This is a genomic window from Vibrio aphrogenes (genome assembly GCF_002157735.2).
Lineage (GTDB): Bacteria > Pseudomonadota > Gammaproteobacteria > Enterobacterales > Vibrionaceae > Vibrio > Vibrio aphrogenes.
In genome coordinates this window covers 1,371,803-1,384,137 of the sequence record NZ_AP018689.1, presented here as the reverse complement: position 1 = coordinate 1,384,137, position 12,335 = coordinate 1,371,803, and the positions used below count along the sequence as shown (strand labels likewise).

Genomic DNA, 12,335 nt, shown 5'->3' with positions numbered 1-12,335 from the left:
CATACCAAAAGCCTCTCATTGTAGAGGCTTTTGTCGTTTTATTATCTGGATCGTACTAATGGATGATTCTGGATGAGTCATTTAGGCTTAGTGATGTTATTTGATCTTTGTCGCAAACTCGATTGCTAGGATTAAACCTCAGTTCTGCGCGCTGGGTATGATTACGAAAGAGTAGCCGTTTTATGTGAATTTAGGTTAAGGTCCAGTTGTTATGTGCAAGGTACAAAGGCATATTAACAAAATAATTTATAGTTTGATTAGGACAATCATTGGAGCTTAATTCCATCGTAAGGGGACAAGATGAGATATAAACATTGGTGTTGGCTGCTGCTTCTTAGTTTAGCGACGTATAAAGTGCAAGCGACCACGAGGGAAGCTTTAGTGAAGCAAGTTTTAGAACAAAACCTACACGCTTCTCAGCAAAAAAATTCTGATGCTTATATGGCTACGGTACATACACAATCTTTATCTTGGGATATAACCAGGCAACAAATTAAAGGGATTTTTGATAATTTTGATTTGAGTTATCATTTAGATTAGTTTGAATTAGTTGCTCAAGATGACGAATATGTTTATACCAAAGTCTGGTTAACGACGAAAAAAATAAAGGGCGCGGCTTTCAAGAACAACCGTTTGCAAGCGTTAATTGTTTTTAAGCAAGAAAGGGGCGAGTGGAAGATTTGGTCACAAGCGAATATGCAGATTACATATTTGAATTAAATCGTGCCTTGTCAAAGCAGGAGCAGGCTGTCATAGTTTGACGAGATCTAAAATAGAGCTAGAAAATAGAGAGAAGTAGTATGAGCCTGAAATACCAATCTGTTCCTGTCACGCCATTCCAACAAAACTGTTCGATTGTGTGGTGCGATCAAACCATGAAAGGGGTGATCGTGGATCCCGGCGGTGAAGTCAATCATTTGATTACGATTGCGAATACATTAGGGGTCACACTCGAAAAAATCGTATTAACACATGGTCATCTCGATCATGTTGGTGGTACTCCAGAGTTAACAAAAGAACTGAATTTACCTGTGATTGGTCCACATATCGACGATGCATTTTGGTTGCAAGGTTTAATGAATCAAAGTCAAATGTTTGGATTTCCACCTATTGATGCGTTTGAACCAACAAAGTGGTTGCAAGAAGGCGACAAGATTGAATTTGGAGATGAGGTCTTAGACGTCATTCATACCCCAGGTCATACTCCTGGTCATGTGGTGCTGTATAGTGAGTCGGCCAACTTGGCCTTTGTGGGTGATGTTCTGTTTAATGGGGCGATTGGTCGTACTGATTTTCCGAAAGGGGATTATCAAACCTTAATCAACAGCATCAAACAAAAATTATGGCCGCTTGGTAACGAGGTACGTTTTATTCCGGGACATGGCCCAGAGTCAACCTTTGGACAAGAACGCAAAACCAATCCATTCGTGGCTGATGAAATGCCACTTTATTAACGTTTATTCTGCTTCATCCCAGCTCGCGGCAAGATAGCGGCGAGCTAAACCGACCAATTCATCTTTAGGAATGGTTAAGTCGTTTTCCGAGATAAAAACTTCATATCCCCAGACTTGTTTTTGAATCGCCATTCTGTTTGCAAATATCGCTTGAAGTCCTTTTACTTTTCTCCCATTAGAATAAGTGTAAATCGTGTCATTCATAATGTGCTTTTCTAATTCATGCAATCGACCATGTTGCTTTAGGCCTAAGTACAATAATGAACGTTGCTGAAGGAGCAATTTGGTCATGACTTTAGGGCTGATTTTATCAATAAAGGCTTGGTAATCTTTTATTTCAATGCCGATCCATCTTATCGGAACAGTAAAATCATTCAGGTTATATTCTAGAGAATGAATACGCTTAATATTTTGCCAACGTAAAACCCAACCGCCACGATAAAAATGTTGCTGAAAATGGCTACTGGTTAAGGTAAATCCTAAACGCTGACTATAAATAGATTGCCAAATAACAATCGCAAGCAAAAGCCAAGTAAAGAAAAAGAGAATGGCGACTTTTAGGTTCAGGGAATGATTGATGATTAGAGTTATAACGAAAATAATAAAACCAACAGCTAAGTAAAGCCCAGGGGGAAAATGAGGCTGCATTTGAAATATATGCTTTGTTTTCATCAATTTTCAAAACCTATGTCAGAGAAGCAATATTACCAAAGAGGAAATCAAGTAATCTAATGGTGATGTCTCTTTGAGTATAGTGAAAACAGATGTTTTATGTGATGTGGGTGAGCAGAAACTGAGGATGCCTATTTTCAAGGGTTTTTAGTGATTTTCAATTAAATTGCATTAAATGTGCTCACATATTGACCAATTGCTGTAAATTCGATTTAGATTTTGTTATAACTCACGCCATCATTTTTACCACACTATAATTAGTGTTTTGTGGAGAACTTCAATGAGACTTGCACATAAGCGCAATGTACAGCTTAAATTAAAAAAGAAAATTAAAGCAACGAAAGTAACGGCAGAGAAAACTGCTCAATCTATTCAATCAAAAGTAGAAAAAACCGTTGCTAAAACTAAATCAACGAAAGTCAAAGTTGAAAAAGTTGTTAATAAGGCGCTAGAAGCTGCAGTAGAAACTTCTCAAGATATCAAACTCACTCCTAAGCAACAGCAAATTTTAGATATCGTTGCAGCCAATGCGGAAGGCATTAATCCAAAAGCGATTGGTTTAGCCGCAGAGCAAGAAGAAGCAAAAGCAGCCGCATGGGCAACCGGCGGATTAAAAAAATTGCTTGAAGAAAACTTAGTTGTAAAAGAACAACTATCAGGCAATAAAGTGATGTATAAGCTTGCTTAGTTAACTATATTATTTAAATAAAACCTTTCTACATTGAGTATAGAAAGGTTTTTTCATTTATAACGTCTATAAAAATTAACACTCAATCGAGATTGTCGTTTCTCGATTTGTTTAAAGTTATTTTAAAGCTTGAGTTGGTATTTAGTTTTGATTAAAAACTGAAATTTAGTTAGAGCACTAAAGGTTTTTTGACTAATAAAATGATAATTTCAACAAAAGGTTGATGAGAAAAATAAGCTGAATGCTTGAAATTTCAGCAGATAAATGATGCTGAAGTGAATTTTTATGGATATTTTTTATAGTAAGTTTAAAATTTATTCTTATAATTTGTAGATGCTCAATTCTCTTTGTTTAGTAGGCAAAGTATTTGATTGGGTTTTCGTATTATTGTCACGAATGGACGAGGTTTTATGACTAAAGGTATAGATAAATACAGTATAGATAGTACCGACTATACGGTAGGGCAAGATAATGTCCAAAAGTGGGGCTTTGACGTACATAACGTTGTGTTTGTTACGAGTGCAGGGCTAACGATTCTTTTCCTTCTTGCTGTTTTGATTTTAGATCCGGTTACCGCAAAAAGTGCATTAGATGGCGTAAAAAATTCTATTATTAACAATTTTGACTCGCTGTTTATTCTTGCGGGTAACTTCTTTGTTATTTTTTGCTTATTTATGATTGTTTCTCCCTTTGGCAAAATTCGTCTGGGTGGAGAAGGTGCAGAAGCGGAACACTCTTACTTATCTTGGCTAGCAATGTTGTTTGCTGCGGGTATGGGTATTGGTTTGATGTTCTGGAGTGTTGCTGAGCCGGCGGCTTATTTTACCGATTGGTATGGTACGCCTCTTAATGTCGCACCCAACACACCTGAAGCTCAAAATGTAGCATTAGGTGCCACCATGTATCACTGGGGTTTACACCCTTGGGCGATTTATGCTGTGGTTGCACTGTCTTTGGCATTTTTCACTTATAACAAAGGCTTACCACTTTCAATCCGTTCGGTATTTTACCCTATCTTAGGTGACCGTGCGTGGGGTTGGGCTGGTCATATCATCGATATCTTAGCGGTTCTAGCTACCTTATTTGGTTTGGCAACATCGTTAGGCTTTGGTGCTCAGCAAGCCGCAAGTGGTATTGGTCATGTGTTTGGCATTGATAATGGTGTTGGACTACAACTGATTATTATTGCGGCTGTTACCGTTCTTGCAGGTATTTCGGTTTACCGTGGTATTGATGGTGGTGTTAAGCTCGTAAGTAACATCAACATGATTGTCGCCTTCATTCTGTTGGTGTTTGTGATTGCGGTGAGCTTCTCTATTGTGTCACATACTATTCCACAAACTTTGATGAGTTATGTTGAGAATATTATTCCACTTTCTAACCCTTTCAATCGCGCCGATGAAGATTGGATGCACGGCTGGACTGTGTTCTATTGGGCTTGGTGGATGTCTTGGTCTCCATTTGTAGGTATGTTTATTGCTCGTGTATCTCGTGGCCGTACGGTTCGTGAGTTCTTAATTGCAGTATTATTGATCCCAACCTTTATTACCATTGTATGGATGGGTACTTTTGGTGGCGTTGGTATCGATCAATTGATTCATAAAGTGGGTATGTTAGGGCAACAAGGTTTCAATGATGCCACAATGGCCATGTTTGAAATGTTCGATGCATTACCATTTAGCAAATTGATTTCTATTGTGGCGGTGTGTCTTGTGTTGGTGTTCTTCATCAGTTCATCTGACTCAGGTTCATTAGTAATTGATAGTATTACTGCGGGCGGTAAGGTTGATGCTCCAGTACCACAACGTATGTTCTGGGCCTTTATTGAAGGTGCCGTGGCGATGGCGTTGCTTTGGGTTGGTGGTTCTAATGCCATTGGTGCACTTCAAGCGGCGGCAATTTCAACAGCATTACCTTTCGTTTTTGTTCTGATTGTCATGTGTATCAGCTTGGTACTTGGTATGCGAACTGAGCCGAATGAAAGTAAAGGTTAATCTATCCATTCATTATTGTTAATGGTTTAACCAAAAGAAAAAAGGTTGGCTTACTCGCCAACCTTTTTCTTTGCTAGTTATCCGCAGCTCCGGTTACTTACATTTTATTGCTTACTCACCACTATTTTATTTGTCAGCTTTATTAGAAATATTGGTTATAGCCATAGTTCTTTGACAGTTATAGTCCTTTCACGGGCATAGCTCTTTCACAACCATAGCTCTTTCACTGCGGTTTCTGGGCTAAAGTGATGGCGAATTTGTGCCTGCAATAGCTCAGCGGTTGCAATAGCATCAACTAACGCGTGGTGTGGTTGGTAAGCTGGTAAGTTATAACGACTACGACTGGTGCCTAAGCGAACAGAGGCGGGTTTCTTGCCACGTAATTTATTCCACCATCCTCCAACTGCTCGGTGTTGGATATCAGATTCAATCGCTAAAGTATCAATCATCGGAAATAAAATACCTTCATTGATCCTTTCCATCAGGGCACGATTAAAAAACTGTCTTTCTATATATTGGTAATGTACCACGACAATCTTTCCTGCCAGCGAATCAAGCACTTCATCTAAGATACGTCTTAGATCTGGGGCATCAGAAAGGTCACTGTGTGTAATACCATGAATGACCACAGAATCTTCATTCAAAGGTTTACGTGGTTTTACCAACCAATGTTTACTTTGATTACAATAAATTCGTTGTAGCGTGAAGGGGATTAAACCAATGCTGATAATGCCATCTTTTTCTACATCAAGTCCGGTGGTTTCAAAGTCTAAAGCGACAAATTCAACTTCTGATAATGGGGTGTTTGGATCAATGACACCATTTTGGTAAAACTGTTGTAGACGCTTATCGTTTGCAGATTTGGCTTGTTGAGCAAAATATTGCTGCCAAGTTTGCTTCGGATCCAACTGAGCGTACAACGTATTTCTCTGTTTCATTTTCCCCCCTGACTTAACGCTTACGACGGATTGATTCCGTTTTTTTCGCTGGTGGTGGAGCATTTTTGAAAGAGTTACCGTGGTAACGATATTTTAAGAAGTTTTGTGCATTACTGAGAATTTGGAATGCATCTTTTAAATTGCGTCTTTCAAAATCCGACATGTTATCTGGCTCGATATTGTTATCCGGCTCAATTTCATTTTCGACATCCAAAGCTTGGTGACGAATACGAACCATGGAGATGTATTCCATTGCATCTTGTAAATCTTCAGCTCGTCCTTTAGGTAAGATACCAGCTTCAATGATATCGTCTAATCGCTCGAATGAATTTTGTGCCCGAGATCCAACCGCTAAGGCGTGTACACGAATTAAATCGGCAATAGGGGCGGTTCCGCGGCGTTTTAAATTGATTGAGTTATTATGTTGACCATCTTTTTCCATCACAAAGCCTTTGAAAAAACCAAGTGGTGGGGTGCGATTAATTGCGTTACGAGCTAAGCAAGCAAGGAATTTATTGTTTCTACGGGCGCGGCGAACGATGAAACCATTTAAGCTTTCTGCCCATTTCACGCGTCCATAAACCCCATCTAAATCAAAGAAAATAGAACTGTTTAATAATGCTTTAGGATTCGGATTATCTATCCAATCGGCAAAACATTCTTCCCATTCAGTACGGGTCATTCGCCACATTGGATTAGTGGCCATAATATCGCCAGTACATAAGTGATAACCACAACGAGCTAAGCCTTGGCAGACAAATTCGGCTAAATTGGCAAAATATTCACCGTGTTGGCTTTCATCATAGCGATTATCTAAAATAATGGCGTTATCTTGGTCGGTGACAATCAATTGCTCATCACGGGCCATAGAGCCTAATGCTAGAAAACAATATGGGATCGGTGGCTCACCATATTCAATTTCTGCCAATTCAATAATACGTTGTTTAAAACTGCGCCCAATTACGGCCATGGCACTGCCAATCATGTGAGAGTTCGCATCTTCATGAACCAGTCGTACAAAACAATCTTTCACTTGTTCTGAAATAGTGACCAGATCGTCGACGGTTTGTTGTTGGAAGATTTGATTGACGAGTAATAGGCTATTTTGAGATTCATAGCGAATAATATCCGCCACTTCGACGATCCCAATTGGTTGTTTATTTTTTAGAATCGGTAAGTGATGGACGTTACATCTTAACATTGCCAGCATGGCTTCATAGATGTAGGCATTATGATCGAGAGAAATCAGCTCTTGAGACATGACTTCACTGACCGGTTGATTCGGCTCTAACCCTTCGGCCAATACTCGAGTACACAAATCACGGTCAGTAATGATACCAATGACTTGAGTTTCGTTTTCTTCATCTATGTGAATAGACTCATCGGTGATAAGTAACGCTGAAATATTCTCATCAGCCATTAACTTAGCGGCGTTTTGAATGGTTTCATTTTTATCAAGGGTGAAGGCATCACGAGTGATCAGTGTTTTGACTTTTGAGGTCGTGAGGTCATTGGCGTTTTTATTGTCAGAGATGGCTTGTTTTAAGCGGGCATTATTCTCAATTTCAACAAAATCGGCAAAGCTATCTTCGCTTTCATATAACTCATGAAATACACTTTCTGGAATGCAATAAATTAATGAATCCACAATGGCAGTAGCGGGCAAGCGTACTTTACCATTCATTAATAATCCCATTTGACCAAAAATATCCCCGGTATCAAGGCGGTTGTAAAGCTCACCCCGACGACGATAGATTTCGACGACGCCAGAGCGAACCATATACAAGTCTTTAATATGATCGCCAAATTTGACGATCGGAGTATTTTCTCGGTAATAAGAGATTTCTGTGTTATTCGCCACATACGCCAGCTTGTCTTCAGGTAAAGAATCAAAGGGCGGATACTGGGCGATAAAATTTTGAATTTCTTGTAATTCGGCTTCCATTAGAACCACGATATGCTATATGAATTTTACCTAACTATAGGCAATTCAGCTTTGGATCTAAAGCATTAATCGCATTATCTTTATCATTAATTACGACGCCATTGGTGGTATTTTTCCAGCCAATTTAAAAGGGTTTGTGGAGCATGGGCTTTTTTCCATTCACCTGCGGCATATTTATTGCCTTCTGCCCAAGTTGGGTAAGCATGAATGGTGCCTAAAATTTTATTGAGCCCCAGTCCATGCTTCATCGCAAGCACAAATTCCGCAATTAAATCACCTGCTTGCTGTGCCACAATGGTTACGCCTAAGATGGTATCTTTGCCTTTAGGGGTGATGACTTTGATAAAACCTTTGGTGTTGCTTTCGGCAATCGCCCGATCCAATTCGGCAAACTCAAAGCGCGTGACTTCATATTCAATGCCTTGTTGTGTCGCTTCGGTTTCATTTAATCCCACACGGGCAACTTCGGGATCGATAAAGGTGGTCCAAGGAATGACGCGATAATCGACTTTGAATTTTTTGAACTGACCAAAGAGCGCATTCACCGCAGCGTACCAGGCTTGGTGAGCCGCGACATGGGTGAATTGATATGGGCCGACAATATCACCGGCTGCAAAAATATTCGGATATAAAGTCTCTAAATAATCATTGGTTTGTACTGTACGATTGGTTTCAATCCCCAAGGCTTCTAGTCCATATCCTTCAAGGCGAGCCGAACGACCTACCGCACATAGTAATTGATCAAAAGGTATTTCTATTTCTTGCTGTTGATGCTCTGCGACTAAGATTTTCTGACCATTTTTGAGTTCACAACGTAAAGCTTTGTGCTCAGTCAAAATATGCACACCACTTTGAGTCAATTCTTGATAAGCAAGCTGCGAAACTTCGGGGTCTTCTCTTAGCATTAGTCGTTCGGCCATTTCAATTTGAATAACTTGTGAGCCTAAACGTGCAAAACTTTGTGAGAGCTCACAGCCGATAGGGCCACCGCCTAAAACGACTAAACGCTTTGGTGGCTGTTCTAATTTACCAAAGGTTTCCCATAAGGTGTCACTGGTGACGTAACCGACGTCTTCTAAGCCTGGTAAGTTAGGGACAAAGGGACGGGCTCCGGTTGCGATCACAATGCTGCGGGTAGTTAACCGTTCGCAGCTTCCGTCTGGAGAGGTAATTTCAACGGTCCAAGGGTCGATAATCGTGGCGTAGCCAGTTTTAACCTCCACGCCGAGTTGAGTATAACGTTCAATACTGTCATGAGGTTCTACCTGGCTGACGACATCATGGACACGCTGCATCACTTTTTTAAATGAGAAGCTTACTTCATGATTTTCAAGTCCATAATTTTCAGCATGACGAAATTGCTCGGCGACTTTTGCGCTCTTTATGAGAGCTTTGCTGGGGACGCAACCATAGTTTAAGCAATCTCCGCCCATCTTATGAGTTTCAATTAAGGTCACTTTGGCTCGTACTGTTGCAGCAATATAGCTGCTGACTAGACCTGCGGCACCGCCACCAATCACAATCATATTACGATCAAAAGCGGTTGGCTTTTTCCATTTGGCATACACACGTCGTTGTTGAAGGCGATTTAGGATGGCTTTGGCCAATAAAGGAAAAATGCCTAATAATGCAAAAGAAAACAATAAGCTGGGAGATAAGATACCTTGTAAACTGTCAATTTTTGCCAGTTGAGTACCGGCGTTAACATACACGATAGTGCCAGCGAACATACCTACTTGGCTGATCAGATAGAAAGTGAGGGTTTTTATTTTGGTTAACCCCATTAATAGATTGATCAGGAAAAAGGGAAATATAGGCACTAACCTCAAAGTAAACAGATAAAAAGCACCATCACGCTCAATTCCTTGGTTAATCGCCTCAATACGAGTTGAAAATTTGGCTTCAATACTTTCTCGTAATAAAAATCGTGCGACTAAAAAGGCCAAAGTAGCACCGATGGTCGAGGCAAATGATACCAAAATGAGGCCAGTAACAAGCCCAAATAATGCTCCACCGGCGAGAGTTAAGATCACCGCACCCGGTAAAGACAGCGCCGTCACTATGATATAAATAATAAAATAGATAGCTGCAACTAAGGTGGGTGAGTTTTCTTTCCAAACCGTAAACTCATCTAATCTGGTTTTAAGGCCTTCCAATGTGAGGGTATGGTGCAAATCGAGCATAAAAAATGTCAGGACGATGGCTGCAACAACAATGAGTACAAATAGCTTTTTTATCATCGACTTTCCTTAGCGGTATCGAAGGTGAGAATAAGGGATCTTCTTTATAAGAAACGCAAACAAGATAAAAAATTTCAAGATTATTAAATGGCCAAGTAGAAAATAGCGAAATAGACGAAAAGAGTGGCCTAAAAAGAAAAAGGTCAGCAGTAGATTGCTGACCTTTTCAGGTTGGATTAGAGCTTAAGTTATAAAACCGCCGCAATACCTTTACATAAAGGTCCCATGTTATTTTTCGTCATACCGGCGACGCTGATGCGACCAGAGCCGACGATATAAATGGCAAACTCTTCTTTTAAGCGGGCGACTTGTTCTTTATTTAAACCCGAGAAAGAGAACATGCCATTTTGTGCTTCAATAAAGCTAAAGTCTTGTGAGACACCTTCTGCTTTAAGTGTTTGCACAAATAAGGTACGCATCTCTTGAATACGATCGCGCATCTCGGTGACTTCCGCTTCCCATTCAGTACGTAATGCGGAATCGTTGAGGATGTGTGTTACCACTGCCGCACCATGAGCTGGTGGGTTTGAATAAATAGAGCGAATGATTTTCTTCACTTGAGAGAAGGCCGTGTTTGCCGTTTCAGCCGTCGCTGCAACTAGGGTAAATGCCCCCACACGTTCATTGTACAAACCGAAGTTTTTCGAAAACGAACTCGCAACTAAGATTTCATCACAATACTTGGCAAAAGTACGTAGACCTGCGGCGTCTTCTTCTACGCCTTTAGCAAAACCTTGGTAGGCGAAATCAAACAGCGGTAATAAACCTTTATCTGCACATAATTGCGCGAGTTGTTCCCATTCAGCAGGCGTTGGATCGATGCCGGTTGGGTTATGGCAACAGCCATGCAGTAAAACGATATCGCCGGTTTGTGCATCGGCTAAGCTCGCTAGCATCGCATTGAAATCTTTATCATGCGTTTCGGCGTTGTAGTAGTTATACTGAGCGGTTTCTAGACCTGCTGCGGTGAACACCCCAATGTGGTTTGCCCATGTCGGGTTACTGATCCAAATTTTATTGGCATCCAGCTCACGTTTAATGAATTCACCCGCGACACGAAGGGCACCTGTACCACCTGGAGCTTGAGCGGTTTTGGCTAATTTATTCGTAACAATGTTAGAATCCGCACCAAACAGCAGTTTTTGAACCGCAAGGCCATATTCGGCTGTGCCTTCAATGGTTAAATATGATTTGGTTTTTTCTGATTCAAGCAACGCAGCTTCCGCTTTTTTTACGGTCGCAAGTACGGGCGTTTGGCCATCTTCATTTTTGTAGATGCCAACGCCTAAGTTGATTTTGTGAGCGCGAGAATCATTCTTAAATTCTTCAGTTAAACCAAGAATCGGGTCGGCAGGGGCAGCAGGTACTTTTTCAAACATAATTCCGTCCATGTAGATGAGTAAATATGTGATTATTTATACCGTTATAAGCATTGAGTTACAACCTGAAATCGTACTTGAGAGCTTGTTTGATTCATATCATTTTGGTCGTGACAAACTTAAGTAAAATTGCCGGGTATTTTTTGAGGGAAAAAGCGTGTTTACTAAATTACCTAGGTGGGTCGAATACGGCACTTTCACCTTAGCCTTTATTGCCGGTTTTGTTAATGCAATCGGATTACTTGGATTCGAGCATCAAGCCATCTCCCATTTATCGGGTAGCGTCACCTTAGTTGGGATCCATTTTTTTCAGTCACCGTTACAAGCGTGGTTTTTAATTGGGCTAGTGACGAGCTTTGTTTTAGGTTCGGCTATTTCAGGGGTGTTGATTTTTGGAGAGTCTTTAAAGCTAGGTCGCCATTATGATTCGGTGTTATTACTGGAGGCAACACTGCTTTTTATTTGTGCCTTTTTACTTGAAGAGCATATCAGTGTTGGTTTGTTTTTAGCTTCGATGGCTTGTGGGCTGCAAAATGCTTTGGTAACGACGTACAGTGGGGCGGTGATTCGTACTACTCACTTAACCGGCTTATTTACCGATCTTGGGATAATGTTAGGAAGAAAGGTATCTGGCTATCCTCTTAATCGCCGAAAATTTGTGATGTTTTTTGTTATTATCACCGGCTTTATTTGTGGGGCCTTTGTAGCGAAAGTGATGTTTGATCGCTTTAGTGTGATGGCGTTATTTTTTCCTGCAAGTTGTTGTTTAGTATTGGCTCTTGGGTATCGGATTTATCGTCAAACCCAAAAGCGCCACTCGCTTTAATCCGCTAATCGACTGACTTTAATTAATGGTGATAATATTTTAATTAATGGCGATAACATTTTTGCTACATGGCAACATGACAGTCTTGTTTCTTCAGTTTACAATGACTTCTTCAAGGACGAAGATGGTCGCCAAAATATAATCCTGCGCGTCACTTCTCTCTGAATGACTTCCCTTTTCTCTTGATGAGAAATTAACA

10 protein-coding genes are annotated in these 12,335 nt (G+C 40.5%); 5 read left to right on the top strand and 5 right to left on the bottom strand.

Annotation, left to right across the window (positions count from 1 at the left end; genetic code table 11):
- The first annotated feature begins 300 nt into the window (after positions 1 to 300).
- Both VCA1004_RS06285 and VCA1004_RS06280 read left to right on the top strand, forming a co-directional pair.
- Positions 301 to 540 carry a hypothetical protein gene (locus VCA1004_RS06285; RefSeq protein ID WP_086984160.1) on the top strand — a complete coding sequence of 80 codons (240 nt, stop codon included), beginning with the start codon at positions 301 to 303 and terminating at the stop codon, positions 538 to 540.
- Between the two features lie 260 nt (positions 541 to 800).
- Positions 801 to 1,454, top strand: coding sequence for an MBL fold metallo-hydrolase (locus VCA1004_RS06280; protein WP_086984163.1), 654 nt, complete (start codon positions 801 to 803; stop codon positions 1,452 to 1,454).
- A gap of 3 nt (positions 1,455 to 1,457) precedes the next feature.
- Here the strand turns inward: VCA1004_RS06280 and VCA1004_RS06275 are convergent, their stop codons facing one another.
- On the bottom strand, positions 1,458 to 2,126 hold the full coding sequence (locus VCA1004_RS06275) for a DUF2982 domain-containing protein (protein WP_086984166.1): 669 nt from the start codon (positions 2,124 to 2,126) through the stop codon (positions 1,458 to 1,460).
- Positions 2,127 to 2,406: 280 nt separating this feature from the next.
- On the opposite strand from VCA1004_RS06275, the gene VCA1004_RS06270 reads away from it, so the two are divergent.
- Entirely contained in the window at positions 2,407 to 2,814 is a 408-nt protein-coding gene (locus VCA1004_RS06270; RefSeq protein ID WP_086984168.1) for a MarR family transcriptional regulator, read from the top strand.
- A 410-nt stretch (positions 2,815 to 3,224) separates the two neighbouring features.
- The gene (locus VCA1004_RS06265) at positions 3,225 to 4,808 is read left to right on the top strand and encodes a BCCT family transporter (protein WP_086984171.1); all 1,584 of its coding nucleotides are present in this window, start codon (positions 3,225 to 3,227) and stop codon (positions 4,806 to 4,808) included.
- 206 nt (positions 4,809 to 5,014) lie between these two features.
- Here the strand turns inward: VCA1004_RS06265 and VCA1004_RS06260 are convergent, their stop codons facing one another.
- From VCA1004_RS06260 to VCA1004_RS06245, 4 genes are all read right to left on the bottom strand, one after another.
- A complete protein-coding gene (locus tag VCA1004_RS06260; RefSeq protein ID WP_086984174.1) occupies positions 5,015 to 5,746 on the bottom strand; it encodes a 3'-5' exonuclease in 732 nt (243 codons plus the stop codon).
- A 13-nt stretch (positions 5,747 to 5,759) separates the two neighbouring features.
- On the bottom strand, positions 5,760 to 7,691 hold the full coding sequence (locus VCA1004_RS06255; protein WP_086984177.1) for a putative nucleotidyltransferase substrate binding domain-containing protein: 1,932 nt from the start codon (positions 7,689 to 7,691) through the stop codon (positions 5,760 to 5,762).
- Between the two features lie 86 nt (positions 7,692 to 7,777).
- Positions 7,778 to 9,931: an FAD-dependent oxidoreductase gene (locus VCA1004_RS06250; RefSeq protein WP_086984180.1), complete on the bottom strand. Its 2,154-nt coding sequence runs from the start codon at positions 9,929 to 9,931 to the stop codon at positions 7,778 to 7,780.
- A gap of 188 nt (positions 9,932 to 10,119) precedes the next feature.
- Complete coding sequence (locus tag VCA1004_RS06245; RefSeq protein WP_086984183.1) at positions 10,120 to 11,310, bottom strand: amino acid aminotransferase; 1,191 nt, start codon at positions 11,308 to 11,310, stop codon at positions 10,120 to 10,122.
- A 157-nt stretch (positions 11,311 to 11,467) separates the two neighbouring features.
- On the opposite strand from VCA1004_RS06245, the gene VCA1004_RS06240 reads away from it, so the two are divergent.
- Complete coding sequence (locus VCA1004_RS06240) at positions 11,468 to 12,136, top strand: YoaK family protein (protein WP_086984185.1); 669 nt, start codon at positions 11,468 to 11,470, stop codon at positions 12,134 to 12,136.
- Positions 12,137 to 12,335: the final 199 nt, after the last annotated feature.

Bases quoted from the DNA above. Each gene is read 5' to 3' on its own strand.
- VCA1004_RS06280 (WP_086984163.1), top strand. From the start codon at position 801: ATGAGCCTGAAATACCAATCTGTTCCTGTCACGCCATTCCAACAAAAC.
- VCA1004_RS06265 (WP_086984171.1), top strand. From the start codon at position 3,225: ATGACTAAAGGTATAGATAAATACAGTATAGATAGTACCGACTATACG.
- VCA1004_RS06245 (WP_086984183.1), bottom strand. From the start codon at position 11,310: ATGTTTGAAAAAGTACCTGCTGCCCCTGCCGACCCGATTCTTGGTTTA.
- VCA1004_RS06285 (WP_086984160.1), top strand. From the start codon at position 301: ATGAGATATAAACATTGGTGTTGGCTGCTGCTTCTTAGTTTAGCGACG.
- VCA1004_RS06275 (WP_086984166.1), bottom strand. From the start codon at position 2,126: ATGAAAACAAAGCATATATTTCAAATGCAGCCTCATTTTCCCCCTGGG.
- VCA1004_RS06270 (WP_086984168.1), top strand. From the start codon at position 2,407: ATGAGACTTGCACATAAGCGCAATGTACAGCTTAAATTAAAAAAGAAA.
- VCA1004_RS06250 (WP_086984180.1), bottom strand. From the start codon at position 9,931: ATGATAAAAAAGCTATTTGTACTCATTGTTGTTGCAGCCATCGTCCTG.
- VCA1004_RS06260 (WP_086984174.1), bottom strand. From the start codon at position 5,746: ATGAAACAGAGAAATACGTTGTACGCTCAGTTGGATCCGAAGCAAACT.
- VCA1004_RS06255 (WP_086984177.1), bottom strand. From the start codon at position 7,691: ATGGAAGCCGAATTACAAGAAATTCAAAATTTTATCGCCCAGTATCCG.